This is a genomic window from Acinetobacter sp. CY79, assembly GCF_059515845.1.
The window spans coordinates 90,652-108,780 of sequence record NZ_JCAKMY010000011.1 but is presented as its reverse complement, the minus strand read 5'-3'; the positions used below and the strand labels follow the sequence as shown (position 1 = coordinate 108,780).

Genomic DNA, 18,129 nt, shown 5'->3' with positions numbered 1-18,129 from the left:
GTAAGCGTCCGCTGAACCCCACTTTTCTTATTTGCTCAATATCCCGATAGTGTCCATTATTTATTAAATGGACATTATGTTTATGGCCTTAGACACTTTTATAGACACTGAACAAACGACAGAAAGAACCCGCAGAATCTTCGCAGCTGAGTTTAAACAGTACCTGGTCGAGCTTTGCCAGCAGCCAGATACGTCAGTAGCTAAGGTTGCAATGCAACATCAGATCAATGCCAATCTGCTGCATAAATGGATTCGCCAGTCCAGATCAATGCCCCCTGCATTAAAAAGCCCATCCAGTCCACAGACCGACTTTCTTCCCATCATTCTTCACCCGACTCCAGTCAGACAAGAAGCACCTCCGCCACCTGTGCCAGAGAAGAATGCTGTCGCTCATATCAGGATTCCATTGCATAAGGAACAAGGTTCCGCACGGGATCAGATGATCGAGATCGACTGGCCGGTGGAATCGGCAAAGGAATTACTGCCTTTAATTCAGGGCTTGATCAAATGATCCGTATCGATGAAATCTGGCTTGCTACCCAGCCGATGGATATGCGTGCAGGTATGGATACTGCCATGGCTCAGGTGCTGAGAGCATTTGGCTATATCAAACCACACTGCGCCTACCTGTTCTGTAATAAACGTGGCCATCGCATGAAAGTACTGGTGCATGATGGACTGGGCATCTGGCTGTGTGCCCGGCGGTTGGAACAGGGCAAATTTCACTGGGCTCAGGTTCACCAGGGTGAAACCGTGGCGATCAGCCCGGAACAGTTACAGGCGTTAATTCAGGGTCTGCCCTGGCAGAGAATCGGCTTACAGCAGGTGGTGAATATGCTCTAAACCAAGCTCATCCATTCTGCTATTCTCCAAACGTTTTATTTACACATATTCATGATCTCAGCCATACTGCGGTCATGAATACGCTGCCTGATTTAAGCCAACTGACCCATGAACAACTGCTGGAATTTACCCGGCAGTTGGCGCTGCAGCATCAACAACTCGCAGAAGATAAACAACAATTAGATGCCAAAGTTCAACATCTTGAAGTCACGAATCAACATCTTTCCATTCTTAATCAAAAATACGAGCATGAGCTTGCGCTATTTAAACAGCATAAATTCGGCAGTAAAAACGAACATCTAAGCGCAAAACAAATCCATCTATGGGACGAAGCGGTCGAAGAAGATATTGCTGCGGTTGATCTGGAACTGGAACGGCTGAATGCAGATAAAACCAATGCAGCTGCGCAGAAAGCCCCAGTCAACAAACCTAAACGTCGACCACTGCCAGATCACCTGCCAACCCTCCGTATTGAGCATGAACCTGCATCAACCCAATGTGCTTGTGGCTGCACCTTGCGTCGTATTGGCGAAGATATCAGTGAAAAACTGAATTTCAGACCGGCACAGTTCTATAAGGAACAGCATGTGCGTGGCAAATGGGTGTGTGATCAATGTGACACACTGACCCAACAAGCAATGCCGGCCTATGTGATTGAGAAAGGAATCGCTGCACCTGAACTGCTTAGCCATGTACTGGTGTCTAAATATGCCGATCATTTACCACTGTACCGTCAACGTCAAATCTTTCTACGCGCAGGTGTTGATCTGTCCAGATCAACCTTATCTGACTGGATAGGTCGCTGTGGTGTAGAGTTAGAAGGCCTAACCGATGCATTAAGGAAGGTGATCCTACAGCAAGCGGTGATTCATGCAGATGAAACACCTGTCACCATCATGCGGATGGATGATAAAGATAAAAAACCGAAGAAAGGTTATGTCTGGGCTTATGCAACAACTCAATATAATCCAATTCAAGCCGTGATTTATGACTTTCAGGATAGCCGTTCAGGTCAGCATGCTGAAGAGTTCCTGAAAGGCTGGCAGGGTCATCTGGTCTGTGATGATTACAGTGGCTACAAAGCACGCTTTAGATCAGGTCAGGTCATTGAGGTGGGCTGCATGGCGCATGCACGTCGTAAATTCCATGAGTTGCATGTGACTGGAAAAAGTCAGATTGCAGAACAGGCTTTGTTCTTGATTCAGAAGCTCTATGCGATAGAGGCTGAAATAAGAAAAAATACCGACGGTACAGCAGAACAACGCTATAAGTACCGGCAACAGTATAGTCAAGCTGTTATGCAGCAACTGTATGAATGGCTGACACAACATCAACTTGCAGTACCCTTAAGCTCTGCAACTGCTAAAGCCATCAATTACAGCCTAAAACGTTGGGAAGCCTTAAGCCGTTATCTGGATGATGGCAATCTACCTATTTGCAATAATTGGGCAGAGAATCAAATGCGGCCTTGGGCTTTGGGGCGTAAGAACTGGTTATTTGCAGGTTCGCTGCGCAGTGGTCAGCGAGCGGCAAATATCATGACTTTAATCCAGTCAGCAAAACTGAATGGGCTGGATCCGTATGCCTATTTAAGTGATGTGCTGAAAAGGTTGCCGACACATAAAGTGACTCAAATAGAAGAATTACTGCCACACCGCTGGAAACCTGAACCCCGTTAAAACATAGCAATGGGGTTCAGCGGATGTTTACCATTTGAATGCTTAGGCTATTTATTCTTCCATATGGTAATCCGTTTGTTCTTTGGAATCTTGATTCGATTAATCTTATCTGTGATTCTACTGCCATTTAGAGCGATTGCTTATCTATTTAATGAAGTTTAATCAGCATTTAAGAATATAAACTCAAACGCTTTAAATAAAAATAAAGGTCATTAATTAATGGAAATGGAACTGTTAGCAACAACGATTTGGTTCATTATTTGGTGGCTCTATGCCCTTTATGATGTTTTTTTCTGACGCTCCCACGAGATTATTCCTGAAGAGTTATGGGGAATTAGACTTAATCCACTGATCCAGCACAGTATTAAGGTCCTTATCTTTCCACTGTATGTGCTTTATCACTGCATAGTAATTCTTTTCAAATGTATTCAATATCTGTGCTATCAAATTTTCTTTGAACTCATATTGATGAGCTTATTGAGAATTATTGGGTTAGTGCTCAAAGGAATTTTCCTGTTTCTAATACGGATATTCGCCTAAAACGACTAACCCTATACTAAACTCTTCATAATGCATGTTTCATATGGATTATGAAGAGTCTTATGATCTAACAATCAATCCTCTAAAATTGATTCAAATGCTTTTAGACGTTTGCGAATTGATAATAACTCAATGATTGTTTTCCATGATGAAACTAAATATTGGAAAGACTCACGCACTCTATTAAAAACACCCATTATTTGTTGAATTAAACCTAAGGTTAATAAACCTGCTGCGATAGCAGGAAATAAAACAAATAAGCTAAACAATACGTCTAACTGTCCGTACCAACGAGCAAACAAATTAAAATAGGCATAATGAAAATATAATTTAAAATAATTTGATCGAATATTTTTAAATAACTCTTTTAATGTCGCAGGCTCAGCTCGATCACTATGATCTTCGCCATAGACCAATTCCTTGCGATACGCCGCTTCCACTTTTTGGTTATTGAATTCAAGACCTGGTAGCTTTATACCAACCAACATCAATAATAAGGTACCAAAAACAGCCCACCCAATCGCGGCCCATACCAGTGAATATTGTAACTCCCCAATAATAGGAAGAACTGGTACTTTACTTGATAATGTAAACAACAAAGGTAAAAATGCAATTAACATTAGAATAGCACGAACAAGTTCGACTCCTAAATCTTCGACAATCGTTGCAAAACGCATAGTATCTTCTTGTACACGTTGTGATGCACCTTCAATATGTCTTAATTTATCCCAATGCGTTACATAGTATTCATTCATTGCAGTACGCCATCTAAAAATATAATGACTAGTAAAAAATGCGCTTATTACTCCACTCATTACCGAAATAGCTGCAAGTGTAATAAATGTAGTGGATTCAGCATAAAGCATGCTTACATCGCCACCACCAGTATTTAAGATCTTCTGAATAGCATCCCAAAAAGGAACATACCAAGCATTGACCGCAACACTGACTTGAACACTTAACCAAATATTAAACAGAATAAATGCTGAACCCCACACTGACCATAACTGCCAAGGGTTATTGGATTTCCATTTCCAGAACAATGCAAACAGTAACGTTGCTACGAAGAACCAGAGATAAAACCACAGGAAAGCTGGTGACCAAAATCGACTGATTCCAATAACCAGTTCCGCATCAGCATAGCCTTGTGCAAAGCCAAAATAGCTTCCCCAGCTGCTACCCCCAGCAAAGTTCCAGAGTCCAACATTGATAATAAACCACAATACTAATGAGCTAAAAAACCATTTTGGATGTGGAAAAAAAGACTTAAACATCGACTTTCGTTATCCTTAATTTTGTTATGAATACTATTTTTTGAATACTAATCCTAAAAACTTGAATCGTCTCATTTTTTTAGAAATAATTTGTTATTGGTGTTTGCTTTTATTCTACTTTCTGTATTTAGAATTCAACATCTAACTCTAATCTAAGTCTTTTCACTTCAATGCAAACTTCAGTTCAAACCGAGTCGATTGCAATGAATTGAGGCATGCACAATCAACTCATTCTCTTAAAACTAATGATCGAAACACATCAGCTCACGATGACTCAAATCAAACGCTTTAAGTACTAGATACTTCACCATCAAATCACTTCAAAATCAGATGACTTAAACATCGTGCCTATAAACTTTTTACTTTAAAACTAGATCAGAAAGCTTTTGACTGGTTTGAATGGCCAATTGATCAACCCAATGACTGTAATATGCTGAGATCCATAGTGTGATCAGGATAAAAATCCCCGAAGCTATTATCGCTGAGGTTGTATATTGAAGACCGAGACCTAATAAATAATTAAAAATAGGCACACCGACAACATACAGTATGATCAAGTGGAGTAGGTAAATAGAGAATGAAAGCTTCCCCAACCATACCAAAATCTTTTGATCTAAAATCTGGGAAAGTTTTGGACTCATCAGAATGCTATAGACAATCAGCACACCTGCAAAAAAATTGCAGTAATCATAAGTCCGCTCACCTAAAAATGCATAAAGCCATTGATAGGAAGCACTATGATTATGTGCACCAGCCAAATATAAACCACTGATTAACAATGCTATAGCACACGTTAAGCTGAGTTGCTTGCCATATAAATAATAATAGAGACCAATGACAAAACTACTGATACCGAGAAAAAAACCTTCACCTTTTAAGTACCATGCCAACAATGGTAAAAGGATCGATCCAATAAAAAATGTCACCCGACTGAACTGATAAACGTAGAGCAGTAGAAATAAGACCAAAGATCCAATCAATTCGATGTGCATTGTCCACAGCACCCAATTGACTGAGCTTTCAGCAAAGATAAATGAACCGATCGTTCCTTCATAGAGGGCAAGCTTTAAACTAATATCCTGCATGACATACGTCTGAAACCAACCATTCATTTGACTACTGTCAACATGAATAGTTTGAAATACTGCCCAAATGATCAAACACGAGATGACAGCAGGTATAGCCAAACGTGGATAGCGCTTGATCACCATACTTTTGATTTTTGCTTCAGCTTGTTCAGGCTTTCTTAAAATAGCGTAAGACAATACAAAGCCACTCAGCACAAAAAAAAGAAATACGGCTGCTGTGCCTGAGTACCAAAATGCAAATGGAGAATGATGAATAAAGGATTGCCATGTAGACGTTGAAACTTCAGCAGGATTAAAATGATGCAAAAATGGAAAAAAACTTAGACTTAAATGGGAAAATACCACAGCCAAGCATGCTAATCCTCGAATGCTTTCAGCCGAATTAAGTTTGACCATAAAGCTAAATTTTCCTATCTATTTTGAATAATGATGATTTGAATATTTACATCTGACAAGGTGAATTTAAATTATTCAATCCGAACAATCTGGCCAGATTCATCATGATATACCGTCACAATTTTCTGCTGACGTGAGCGATGAATTTGTTCGGCTGACAGTTCAAAATGTTCTGCATAATCCGTAATCCCTTTGACTTGAACGTATTTGATTGACTTGGCTGGAATAAAGTTACTCCATAACCACAGCATCAAAGCACATGCCAAAATGGCCACAAAACCATTTTCAAGTACACTCCAAAACACATGCATGATTTGATTGACCAGTTGATGATTATGCTGATCAAACACCCCCAATGAAACCATCAAGGGTTGCCATAATAATAACCATCCTGCCCAAAGCAACACTGTGGTCGTGGTGCTCAAGCATCGTTGTTGCCAAGGCAACTGATCTCGGATATCAATAATGATGGAATGAATATTCACAATGCATCTCTTCAATTAGCTGTCATTACGAACACCACGGTCGGGACTGACCCAACGTGCACGTGTGTGATCTTTGCGTAATAACACTTTAGGCATCGCGACAATCGTGGCTGATACGGTAATCATCCAAAACAGGAATGGATACCAAATCATCCAAAAATAGTTTTTTGCTAGCCCTTTTTCATATCGACTGTCCATCCACATGCTAATTGCAAACTGGAATAAACACGTCGCCCCGATAAAAATCCCTGTGCCATACGGCAAAAATGGTGAACTAACCTCTGGAAACCCAACGGCTGGCAATAACCAACTGAGAATCCACAGAATCACCAAAAATAACATCAGATAAGACCAAACCAAGGTCAAGCTCATTTCGAGTAACAATGGCCATAAAAAATTCAATTTCGGTTTAAACAGCACATCTATGTTTTTAGTGAGGACTTGTGCCCCACCCATTGCCCAGCGCAGGCGTTGTTTCCATAATCCCGTAATCGTTTCAGGCATCAGCACCCAAACAATGGCATTCGGTTCAAACTCAATATCCCACCCTGCACGTTGCAGTTTCCATGAAATATCGATGTCTTCTGTCAGCATATTGGGTGACCAGTAACCCACTTCATGTACTGCACTTTTACGAAAAGCGGTAATTGCCCCCGATACCGTAAAGAGTCGTCCAAATGTCCGTTGCGCACGTTTGATCATACCAATAATCGATGAGAATTCACCCACTTGCACACGACCAAGTAAAGTAGATCGATTGCGAATGCGCGGATTTCCCGTCACAGCAGCCACTGTTGGATGATGTTGAAAATGACGAATCATCCACTGAGCTGCATGTGGATCCAGTAAAGCATCACCATCTATCCCCAATAAATATTCCGCTTCAGTCACCAAACTGCCTGCTTGTAGTGCCATGGCCTTGCCCTGGTTTTCGGCCAAATGAACGACTCGCAGATTTTGAAAGCGCACGCTCATACGATCTAACACAGCACCTGTATGATCCGAACTGCCATCATTAATGGCGATCACTTCAAAATTCGGATACTTCAATTTTAAGGCTTGCCCAATGGTTTCTTCTGCGTTGTCTCCCTCATTAAAACAAGGCACCAATACCGCAACCAAAGGATAATCCTGAAGCGATGGAGGCAAATCAAAAGCAGGCTCTTTACGCTCACGAATACAAAAAATCAACGCTCCGATCATCCAAAGATACGACATAAACAATGGATAATAGAAGATGAAGTTCAATATCGACTGCCAAAGATTTTGAAATGTGTGCATGTATCAAGGTTGCCTTAAGGGATCAAACCAGCAGGTTTGGTATCAAATACCGCTTTCAGTATTTTTGGGTTAGGATGATCATCGAACGGGTTGTCTGGATAATACCCAACATGCAATGCACCTTGTTGATAAAGTGCCTTAAAGGTCTCTGCCATTTCTTCGGATGACACTTTTTTGTTGTTTCTCCAATCCACTGCCTGAATTTCAAAGACCGTTTTTTTCAAACCATTTGGATATTTTGACACACGGCTGACCAAGTCTCTAAAAAACTTCTCTTTATCTTCAACCTGTTCCATATAAGGCATCGCCATAATCGCAGTGAAATCATAGTGATCAAGTGAGCGTTCTAAAGACTGCGCATACCAATTTTCAGCATAAGCAGATAATGCCACTTGAGCATACATATTTCGCGCCGTCATGAGGAACGGTTGGTAATAACGAATTTCTTCTGCCAACTCCATTGAAAAATCATCAATGGTTTGTGTCTTAAAAGCAGTCCACTTTTGTAGTTTTTTATCATCCGCACGGATATCTGCCAAGTTCGCAGGTAGGCCCGCTTTTTGATAGGCTTTGAGTGCGTCGTGACTGGCATCTTCATAATCCGACATGGTCGCATCATCATGGAAAATCACGCCATTAAATGAAGAGGATTTTGCCAAGTCTTGATAAATCCCTTTAATCATCATCTGAGCAGGTTTCGAGTACGGGCTTAAACGGTGATAGCCCATATTTAAGTGCTTGCCCTTCGCTGTGTGCTGCGTTTTGACAATATTCTTAGAAACTGGATTAGTTTTGGGTAATTCCCATGCATAAACGGGCATCCATGCATAAACACGACTGACTTGAGTACGCGTTTGAATCTGCCAACTCACACGGTTAAATAAGTCTTCGCGCATGGGAATAAAACGATTTGGGAAATAAACCAAATCTGCTGAACCATTGCCATCAGGATCAGAGAAAGCTTGTAAATAGACCGTGTTGACATTCATCGCTTCTATACGATCCAACAGCATACCTAAGTTTCGCTCTTGCTGTTTCGGATCAGGATCGTAAATATAATCTAAATCAACATGCATTACTTTTTGCGGGCGATGATGATCAGTCCACTGTTGTTGGCGAGCATGAATTTCTTTTTCTAAATCACTAGGTGTCGTGTCATTTTGAATTAAAATTCGGTTCAACTGCCCTTTTAACTGATGCTTATGACCACCCAAATCATCCAGCGTTAAACTCAATGGCATCCCTGCTTGTTGTGCCAATTCAACCGTTTTTTGGTTATAGCGACCATAAGGCCAAACCATTGCCCGCGGAGCTTTCAGTCCATACTTTTTAAATAATTGATTATTTTTAATCAAATCCTGTTGAATACGTTGTGTATACTGACGGTCTGATTCATAGCTACGCGTCGCACGATCATATAATCGAGTGGTTGCGGCTGGCTGAGTATTGCCCTGTGGATTGCCTAAAATACCATGATGTAAATCATAGCTATGACTTCCAATTTCAACCAAACCACTTTTCTGAAGTTGTTGTAGCTGTGTCCAACTCAGCATTCGTTCACGAGCAACAGCTTCATCACCAAACTTGACTTTTTGCTGACCCGTTGGCTCTAACCATGCCCCCACAATTGATAAAAGCGCAGGAATCTTTCGCTGTTCTAAAATCGGAAAAACAGTATCGTAGAAAGATGCATAACCATCATCAAAAGTCAGTAACACTGATTTCTGACCCAGTTTTTTCTGTCCAGACTGCGCAGCGATAACCTGATCAACACTGACAAAATGATAGCCATTTTTAGACAACCAATCTAAATGCGATTTAAATTGTGTGGCAGTTACTGCGTAATTCGGTATAAGACTATTTTTATTTTGAGTCACTTCATGATAGGACAAAACAGTTAACTGTTTTAAATCATCACTCTGAAGTTTGTCAGGATTCTTTCCTTTTGCCAGCACAGACGATGTCGAGAAGGCACTTAAACACGATATTGCAATCATGGCAGTCAGAGAAAAAATACGAGATGTCATAACATTAACCCTATTGCCATTTACATGGATTGCAAAAGCTCATTTGATCATTCAATTATAAACACGGATAACTCAATTATCTGAATAAAAATTAAGAAAATCAAAAGCTAAAATGGCTTTGAAGAAACAGAGAGAAGTAAGAAAACAAACTTAAATAAAACTATGACCAAAATAAGTTGGGCATTTAAACACTATTCCAGTATTTCTTCTGTGAATAAATGTAGCTTTAATCAGTCTAAATCCTTCATTAATCGAAAATTTCCGCTATTATTTTACTGTTTCTGACTAAAATACAAGCACTCTCACAAGACATCTAAAATTCTAAAACACTTCATCAACACTCAACATGTGATATGAACCCTTTCATCATGATCACGACGATCACTAAGTACCTTTAGCATTAAACCAATATTAAAAAAGCCCTCAAACTTGAGAGCTTTTCATCAATAGATCAGTCTTTAAAATGACTCACCTATCAATCATTAATCACGCGTTTTAACGTCATATAATTCAATTTCAAAAATTAAGTTCGAGTTAGCCGGGATGATATTGCCCATTTTGCGTTCGCCATAAGCCAAGTGAGCAGGTACGATGAGTTTACGCTTCCCCCCCACTTTCATACCGATAATGCCTTGATCCCAACCTTTAATTACACGACCAGTACCAATCACCGTTTCAAAGTAATTGCCACGGTCGAGTGAAGAATCGAATTTAGTGCCATCTTCTAACCAACCTGTGTAATGTGTCGTAATCAAAGCACCTTTCACCGCTTCTTTACCTTCACCTACAACCAGATCAATCACTTCTAATTCAGCAGTCATTTCAAATATCCAAAATCAATTTTTTCAATACGGGCATTATAAACGTTTTAAAGGACTTCTATATTGAATCATTGCAAAAATACGATCTGAACTTTTAAAAGTTCTATTGCAAAATTCCACAATGAAAAAGGATGCTCATTCAGCATCCTTTTGAATTCGTTGATTCAGTGTTATTGCAACTGAGTCCACTCAATTTCAGCTTGTGCATTATCACCAATCAATGTCCATTCACCATCCATGACATTGAGTTGAAGTTGCATCGTACGCTGACATAAGTCTTGGATTTGAGCAGTGGTCTTTTCACTTAACTGCCAAACTCGGACATTTTTCATGGTTTTCAGTTTGCTGTTGCGTTTATACCATTCATCCACACTTGAACCATACGTCATGACAGCGACTTCTTTACAACGTGCACTGGCTTTCTTGACTTTATCTTCATCTGGTGCGCCGACTTCAATCCACCTTTCCAATTGACCTGTCAGGTCTTTTTGCCAAAGTGCAGGTTCATCCGTTTCAAATAAATCTTTGGTGAACTCTAAACGTTCATGAGCAAAACGTGCATAAGCCAAGACACGCACCATTAAGCGTTCAATCGTTTCAGAAGGATGTAATGCCATTGTCAGTTGATAGTCACCGTATTGGTGAAGATCCATATTGGCAATATTCAAATCTGCCTTATAAATTGTAGCTTTAAGCGCCATAAAAGAGTCCTCAAATTTGGCGCTAGCATATAAGATTTTGGCTAAAATTACTTTTATTTTTCAGCAGAATCGATACGGCAAGTTAAAATAGCAGTTTCAAGCTCAACCCAATCTCGATCATATTGGGTAATCACTTCAATACGATTATCGATATTTTCTTCACCTGACTTATAATTCAACTGGTCAGGGTTAAAGTTAAAAGTCATCCAATCTTGATTGGTATTAAAAATTCCCTTAATTCTGATCCAGTCTTTTTGGTCGCATAAAACATCCAAAAGATCATAAAAATCAAATTGCCAACGCTTCGAAAATTTCCAACCTGCTACAGTATAGCCCTGTGCAGTTTCTACATAATGATAAGGAAGCTGTTTGATTTCTGCTAAAACTTTGCCTTCTGGAACACTACGTTGAATTTGGATCAAGGGCTGAATTTTGCGTTGAATCCCATTGAAGGTGATATCAATTTTTTGTAGGTCTACATGACCTAAATCTACTTTGAGCCACTGCTGTACATATGCCACATATTCATCTTGTAATTTAATTAATGCTATTTCATCCACATCATTCATTTGGTTGGCATGAGAAATCACCACGATTTGTGCGACCTTTAACTGATCTTGATAAAGATGTTGTTGCGTCCATTCAGCATCATGCAGACGTGAACCATCGATAACCGTGATCAAGGCACGCATATCAATTAAACCTTGCCAATGCGGTTCAGTTAATTGTTCTAAAAGCTGAGTAGGATGCCCTAATCCTGTTGGCTCTATAAACAACCGATCAGGCTTCGATTCTTGGATGAGTCTTGATAATGCAATTTGCATCGGCAATTGGCTGGTACAACACAGACAACCGCCAAGTAATTCTTTGACTTGATAGCCTTCAGATTGAGGCAATAATTGTTGATCCACACCAATTTGACCAAACTCATTCATGAGTACAGCCCAAGTTTCACCTTCAGGCTTTTGAGCCAACAATTGTTGCAACAGTGTCGTTTTACCTGCACCGAGGAATCCAGAAATGATATGGGTTTTAACTTGAGTTTGATGAATCAGTTTCAAAATAATCTCGAATAATCACGATGTAGACAATAGATAGGAATTAAATATAAAGATGCATTGCATAAGTAATTATTGTTTAACTTTAGATGAGGAAATACAAGTATTAGAATAATCCAATCAATAAACGGCGAATTAAATGATATCAACCCACTGATTTAATGAAGCATTTACAAAGATTTATTGATATTATTTCAGTTGTAAGTTTCGTTTTATATATCTAAAAAATAAATTAATTAAGAGGAAATTATTCATAACTTCAATTTTGAATATTCACTATTTAAAAACAAAGTGTTCATTCTAAGTAAAAATATCGATCAAATATTAAACAATAATTCATATTTTCATACATTTTTAAGCCCTTAAATAGCGATTTTATGAACAAAAGAAAAACAAAAATGCAGGCTTTGTAAGGCTGTTGTTACTCGTAGTGTTACGCTTTGTTGATTTCATTGCCCTGATTGAATTATGGGCTTAGCATGATTTTCGTTACTTCAATTTGTGTTAGCCGATTGCTACAGCGAGCACATTGATAATTTTTTAACACTTCAGTGTGAACCTGTGTATACGATGATATGCACGCCTAAGTTCAACACGTTATGATTAAATGAATAAGGATGCCACCATGAAATTAGTTAAAACTTTACTTGCAACGACATTAGCTTTCACTGCGTTCTCTACTTTTGCAGCAACAGTAAAAGAGGACGCTAAGGATAAAGATAAAGAGAACGAAAGCATTGTGATTGCGTCATCTCAAGAAAATCCAGTGAACTCTGAAGCACCTGCAGCAAGCCCATCTTCTGCACAACCTACTACAGATATTGCTGCTGAAGAGCCAACAGTTAGCCCTTCGACTACACAACCTGCTCAATAAGGTTAAGTAAATCGATTAAAGCGTCAATCCACTTGGCGCATCAATAATATGGAATATTGATCTATATGAGGCTGATTTTCAATTCTTCTATTGAGACTAGCCTTTATTCGGATCATTCAAGGATGAATATTTAAAAGTAAATTTATTCTGTACTCACTTATAAAGAGATAGCGTTTTTTAACCCTATCTCTTTTTTATTTCTGGCCTTCACCATCGAAAGTGAATCGTTATTTTTTGATTTAAGTTGCAAATTTTATCTGAATTTAAAAATAAAAATTATATTTAAATCCTTATTAATATTACATTTACGAGTAAAATCTTTAAACCAACTATTCAAAAAATTTGCAACAGAGTTTTTGAAACATTAACCTGTGTGTTTGTAGTGAATTGGAAACCAGCCTAGACTTTTTTCATCCAATAAAATATAAAGCCAACTACATCACACTTTTGCGTTTAATTTATTCTTTTTTTTGTTGTAGAGACAATAATAATGAAACTTAAAAATTTAGCCCTTAGTGGTTTACTTGCCATTTCACTTGTTGGCTGTGCTAAACCGTTACCTGCCGATAAAGTTGCTTACGCTGGTACTTGGACCAGTGCTGATAGCCGTGTCAATATTACGATTACACCAGAAGGTCGTGTTGAATATAGTAATAAACAACCTGGTAAAAGCTCTTCTGTATCAGCACCGATCAAATCCTTCAATGGTGATAACTTCGATGCAGGTATAGGGCCATTAACCACAGCATTCAAAGTCAATCAGCCTCCCAAACAAGATCAACAAGGCAATTGGTTTATGATTATTGATGGTCATACTTTGGCTAAAGTTCAATAAGATATTGATTCTTGAAAATCAATGGACACCGCTCCAAATTAAAGTCTAAAAAGCATTGACTGCTGTGTTTTATAGCCTTTATAAAAGTAAATGTGTTCAGTTAAAAGCTAAAATTTGAGCTATAAAAAAGATCTCTGTCGAGATCTTTTTTATTGTTATCAGCATCAATTGAAATTTAAACTGATTTTTTATAAATGCTACATGAAGGGTGGTGATTTTCACTCAAACGTGCGATTTTTCGATGTTCTGCTGCTTCAAAGCGGCAACGCTTCCAATCATTATCTAAATTTAAACTTGGAATCTGTTTCGGCTTTCCATGTTCATCGACTGCAACCATCGTAAAGTAGCAACTATTGGTATGTCGAACTGTTCGTTTTTGAATGTTTTGTGCTTCAACTCGGATACCAATTTCCATTGATGTACGACCAACATGATTGACGCTTGCAAGAAATGTGACTAACTCACCGACATGAATAGGCTCTTTAAAATTCACTTTATCTACAGATAAAGTCACCACATACGAACCTGAATAACGACTGGCACATGCATAAGCCACTTGATCAAGTAGCTTTAAAATGGTTCCACCATGCACATTTCCAGAAAAGTTGGCCATATCTGGAGTCATCAAAACAGACATCGTTAATTCGGATTGATCATCTGTTAGAGGCATAGTTTGATCGAGTGAAGACATATATTTTGAACCAATAAATGACGTGAAAAGATATATTTCTATTATATCTTTATTTTGCACAAACTTTGTTTAATTCAACGTTTAAAATTGTGCAAAATCGTTGATTTGTAAAATTAATCTTTAAATTAATAGCGATCAATTTTAAAACGGCTTTGAACATCAAAAAACTGGATATTGAACGAATCCTTTGAAACTTAGCAAGATAAAGTTGTTGATGACATTAGCTATCGCTTTCAACGAGTCTCATCATTTCAGCAGAGATATTATTGAAATGGAGTGCTTCTTGAAGCGAGCAATCATATTGAATTTGATACGTTTGATCAGCGTTAATCTCTACAATAACAAATACCATATCAGGCTTATTTGATAACTGAACCTTTTGCCCAACTGAAAATAAAGACATGAATTTCCTCTATTAATTATATTTTATCTTAAAGTGCCAAACATAAATTATTATTTCGGATCATGCCTATTATATTAAAATTGACCGATAAGTAAATTTAAAACGATGATTTACTAAGAGATAATAGTTATCAAACAATACTCAATAAGGATCATTCTGATTATATTTAATCCTTCTTTAAAAGAATAAAATAAGGAATACTTTCTAAATTATTCTACTTGCACGGAAAATTGTTGTGCTTTTTCAGCTTTTTTTGATTGCACTAGAACCTCGATGCGATTTAACTTTTGCTCCGTAGCTACTGCCCCAGCTTGTATGGTCGTTTCACGTCCCTTGACATCAAAAATATGGATTTTTTCACGTAGGTCGGGTTGTATGATGATATCTGCATTTTTGAGTTCTTCTGCAGCAAGTCGATTTTGCATAATATTTATATTTTGGTTAAACATACCCCATACATTACTCGTTTCAGTGTGAATGGGTTGAGCCAAGATATCGACGGCGATAATAATATCAGCACCTAAATCTCGTGCGACATTAACAGGTACAGGACTCACCAATCCACCATCTACATAATCTCGACCTGATATATTGACTGGAACGAACATACTTGGGATTGAAATAGAAGCACGCACTGCCTGACCAGCACTCCCCTTATTAAAGATCACTTTATTGCCGTGTTTAAGTTCTGTTGCAACGACATACATAGGAATTTTCATATCTTCCAACAGCTTTTGATCCACTTGTTCATTAACGTAACTTTCGACTTTCGATCCATCAAAGAATCCTTGAAGTCCAATATTAAACTCTCGTACGTCATTCACTTGCAGATTTAAAGCGATATCTCTCAACTGTTGAGCTGTTTTACCACTGGCATAGATTGAACCTGCAATGCTCCCTGCACTTGTACCTACAATAAAATCTGGGTGAATTCCATTTTTTTCTAATACTTCAATCACACCAATATGAGCATAGCCACGTGCACCACCACTTCCTAACACTAATGCAATGACAGGCTTTGTATTTTTTTTGTTTTTAAAAATGTTGTAGTCCAAGTCTGACCTTGCTTCTGTGCTTACATTTTGCTGAAGCAGTTGAGTCGATCGTTGACTAGGCTTTATATTATTTGGTTGGCATGCAACCAAAGCAAAACTTGTGAACAACGCCATTAATGTTAAAAACTTCATATGTAAACAAAAGCAATAGATGATCGAGTCTATCAAAGCATAACATTGCGATAAACTTTGTATGAATTATTTATGACAATTCGACATTGATGTCTTAAATGTGGAGATTTAAGTCTCATTTTATGCTTTCTTGTTTTAGTCTCACAGACTGCGTTAAATCATCAAAACTTACATCCCTTAAATCAAAAAAGCCCTATCGAAATAGGGCTCATTAAAATCAATAAATCAATCAAATTAGCTAAAGAATTTAAGGATCATTTGAATCACTGTAGCATTAATAATATCTACGAAAAATGCTCCACATAGAGGAACAATCAAGAATGCCTTATGCGATGGACCATACATATTGGTGATGGCTTGCATATTTGCAACAGCAGTAGGAGTAGCTCCCATACCAAAACCACAATGACCTGCAGCAAGCACTGAAGCATCGTAATTTCTACCCATTACGCGGAAAGTCACAAATGCAGCATAAAGTGCCATAGTTAAAGTTTGTGCACCCAAGATTACAACTAATGGACCAGCAAGATCAGCTAATTGCCATAGCTTTAAAGATAATAATGCCATCGCTAAATATAAAGATAATGAGGCATTACCAAATACATCAATAGCACGATCGAAAATTGTAACCTTAAGAACGCTCTCAAGAATGTTACGTAAAATCACACCACCAGCCAATGCCCATACGAAAGTTGGTAATTCAAACCAAGTCCCTTTACTAAAACCTGTCATGAACTCAGCAAATGCTAAACATGCTGCAAATAGACCTAAAGTCGTAATCGCATTATCAGCTGTAATAAGACGAACTTGATTGCGATTTTCAAAGGCTACAAATTCGGTTTGCTCATTTAAAGACGTCGAAGGATCATTATTTAAATCAGTTTGTCCAACAGTTCCTGGGGTGGTGATTTTGTATTTATTGATTAAAAGTTTAGCTAATGGACCACCAATAATACCACCGATGATTAAGCCGAATGTCGCACTCGCCATACCTAATGCTAGCGCACCTTGAATGCCGTGCTCAACTTCAAGAATTTCTCCCCAAGCACCCGCTGTACCATGACCACCAGTTAACGTAATTGAACCAGCAATTAAACCGATTAAAGGGTCAATTCCAAGTAAAGTCGCTAAACTGATACCAACAGCATTTTGCACAATGATAAAAGATGCAACACAAACTAAGAAAATGACTAATCCCATACCGCCTTCTTTAAGCTTTGCGAAGTTAGCGCTAAGACCAATCGAAGCAAAGAAGATCAACATGAAACTTGTTTGTAATACTGAACTAGTGGTGATGCTATATCCCCACAGATTATGCACAATTAAAGAAGCAACAGCTGCGACCAAACCACCAGCAACAGGCTCAGGAATATTATATTTTTTTAGAAAATTGATATTATTTACTAGGAAACGACCAAGTAATAAGACGATTACCGCTGCAATGAGCGTGTAAAAAGCGTTAAAAGTTATTTCCATCATTAATACTCATCAAATACAACGTGAAATTTTTAATGTCATGCTTATTTTTTTAATTAGCAAGATGATTCAAACGATATCCAATTTCCAAAAGATTTAACTTGAGAATACCTAAAAGTCAAACCTATTCCATGATCAAAACGATTATAGACACCATCGTTGTTGACCTTATCTTAATTGCGGATATGACTTAGATTCAATTATGTTAATAAAAAACATACAGACATTAAAACAAACAAGTTTAAAAATAAAATCGCAAGCCTGCCTAATAATAATCCAAATTGGATACATTGATTCCTCTGAACATCCCTTAACCTTAGACTTTAGAATCAAAGTTTTGAAATACGAGAGGCGAGCATTTCGAATACTAGGCGGTGATTATGCACTTTTTTTTATAAATGTCTTTACTTTCGTTTATTAATTAGCCATATTTTTTATCGACTTTAGTCTTATACCTACTCTTTTAAATA

The 18,129-nt window shown here is 38.1% G+C and carries 17 protein-coding genes; 5 read left to right on the top strand and 12 right to left on the bottom strand.

Annotated elements, in window-relative coordinates:
* The first annotated feature begins 82 nt into the window (after positions 1–82).
* From AC5YCE_RS06235 to tnpC, 3 genes are all read left to right on the top strand, one after another.
* Positions 83–511, top strand: coding sequence for a transposase (locus tag AC5YCE_RS06235; protein ID WP_496125720.1), 429 nt, complete (start codon positions 83–85; stop codon positions 509–511).
* Positions 508–843 (top strand): IS66 family insertion sequence element accessory protein TnpB, encoded by a 336-nt coding sequence (tnpB, locus tag AC5YCE_RS06230; RefSeq protein WP_496125721.1) that lies wholly within the window; start codon positions 508–510, stop codon positions 841–843. Before AC5YCE_RS06235 ends, tnpB begins: the two co-directional genes overlap by 4 nt.
* A gap of 74 nt (positions 844–917) precedes the next feature.
* Complete coding sequence (gene tnpC / locus AC5YCE_RS06225) at positions 918–2,522, top strand: IS66 family transposase (protein WP_496171426.1); 1,605 nt, start codon at positions 918–920, stop codon at positions 2,520–2,522.
* A 614-nt stretch (positions 2,523–3,136) separates the two neighbouring features.
* On the opposite strand, the gene sbmA is transcribed toward tnpC, so the two are convergent.
* The 8 genes from sbmA to AC5YCE_RS06185 all read right to left on the bottom strand — a co-directional run bounded on the left by sbmA (position 3,137) and on the right by AC5YCE_RS06185 (position 12,196).
* Positions 3,137–4,336, bottom strand: a complete 1,200-nt coding sequence (sbmA, locus tag AC5YCE_RS06220; protein WP_496171425.1) for a peptide antibiotic transporter SbmA — start codon at positions 4,334–4,336, stop codon at positions 3,137–3,139.
* 359 nt (positions 4,337–4,695) lie between these two features.
* Positions 4,696–5,820 (bottom strand): acyltransferase family protein, encoded by a 1,125-nt coding sequence (locus AC5YCE_RS06215; protein WP_496171424.1) that lies wholly within the window; start codon positions 5,818–5,820, stop codon positions 4,696–4,698.
* Positions 5,821–5,891: 71 nt separating this feature from the next.
* Entirely contained in the window at positions 5,892–6,305 is a 414-nt protein-coding gene (gene pgaD / locus AC5YCE_RS06210) for a poly-beta-1,6-N-acetyl-D-glucosamine biosynthesis protein PgaD (protein WP_496171423.1), read from the bottom strand.
* Between the two features lie 15 nt (positions 6,306–6,320).
* Entirely contained in the window at positions 6,321–7,586 is a 1,266-nt protein-coding gene (pgaC, locus tag AC5YCE_RS06205) for a poly-beta-1,6-N-acetyl-D-glucosamine synthase (protein WP_496171422.1), read from the bottom strand.
* 14 nt (positions 7,587–7,600) lie between these two features.
* A complete protein-coding gene (pgaB, locus tag AC5YCE_RS06200) occupies positions 7,601–9,613 on the bottom strand; it encodes a poly-beta-1,6-N-acetyl-D-glucosamine N-deacetylase PgaB (protein ID WP_496171421.1) in 2,013 nt (670 codons plus the stop codon).
* A gap of 482 nt (positions 9,614–10,095) precedes the next feature.
* Positions 10,096–10,434 (bottom strand): FKBP-type peptidyl-prolyl cis-trans isomerase, encoded by a 339-nt coding sequence (locus AC5YCE_RS06195; RefSeq protein WP_496124537.1) that lies wholly within the window; start codon positions 10,432–10,434, stop codon positions 10,096–10,098.
* 170 nt (positions 10,435–10,604) lie between these two features.
* Positions 10,605–11,135, bottom strand: coding sequence for a YaeQ family protein (locus tag AC5YCE_RS06190; protein WP_496171420.1), 531 nt, complete (start codon positions 11,133–11,135; stop codon positions 10,605–10,607).
* 53 nt (positions 11,136–11,188) lie between these two features.
* Positions 11,189–12,196 carry a CobW family GTP-binding protein gene (locus AC5YCE_RS06185; RefSeq protein WP_496171419.1) on the bottom strand — a complete coding sequence of 336 codons (1,008 nt, stop codon included), beginning with the start codon at positions 12,194–12,196 and terminating at the stop codon, positions 11,189–11,191.
* A 622-nt stretch (positions 12,197–12,818) separates the two neighbouring features.
* Between AC5YCE_RS06185 and AC5YCE_RS06180 the strand changes: the two genes are divergently transcribed.
* Both AC5YCE_RS06180 and AC5YCE_RS06175 read left to right on the top strand, forming a co-directional pair.
* Positions 12,819–13,067 (top strand): hypothetical protein, encoded by a 249-nt coding sequence (locus tag AC5YCE_RS06180; protein WP_496124534.1) that lies wholly within the window; start codon positions 12,819–12,821, stop codon positions 13,065–13,067.
* 490 nt (positions 13,068–13,557) lie between these two features.
* Positions 13,558–13,902 (top strand): hypothetical protein, encoded by a 345-nt coding sequence (locus AC5YCE_RS06175; protein WP_496171418.1) that lies wholly within the window; start codon positions 13,558–13,560, stop codon positions 13,900–13,902.
* A gap of 175 nt (positions 13,903–14,077) precedes the next feature.
* On the opposite strand, the gene AC5YCE_RS06170 is transcribed toward AC5YCE_RS06175, so the two are convergent.
* From AC5YCE_RS06170 to gltS, 4 genes are all read right to left on the bottom strand, one after another.
* Positions 14,078–14,593: an acyl-CoA thioesterase gene (locus AC5YCE_RS06170; protein WP_496124532.1), complete on the bottom strand. Its 516-nt coding sequence runs from the start codon at positions 14,591–14,593 to the stop codon at positions 14,078–14,080.
* A gap of 220 nt (positions 14,594–14,813) precedes the next feature.
* Positions 14,814–14,996, bottom strand: a complete 183-nt coding sequence (locus AC5YCE_RS06165; protein WP_496124531.1) for a hypothetical protein — start codon at positions 14,994–14,996, stop codon at positions 14,814–14,816.
* Between the two features lie 209 nt (positions 14,997–15,205).
* Positions 15,206–16,183 (bottom strand): patatin-like phospholipase family protein, encoded by a 978-nt coding sequence (locus tag AC5YCE_RS06160; protein ID WP_496171417.1) that lies wholly within the window; start codon positions 16,181–16,183, stop codon positions 15,206–15,208.
* Positions 16,184–16,417: 234 nt separating this feature from the next.
* Complete coding sequence (gene gltS, locus AC5YCE_RS06155; protein WP_496124603.1) at positions 16,418–17,659, bottom strand: sodium/glutamate symporter; 1,242 nt, start codon at positions 17,657–17,659, stop codon at positions 16,418–16,420.
* Positions 17,660–18,129 lie beyond the last annotated feature (470 nt).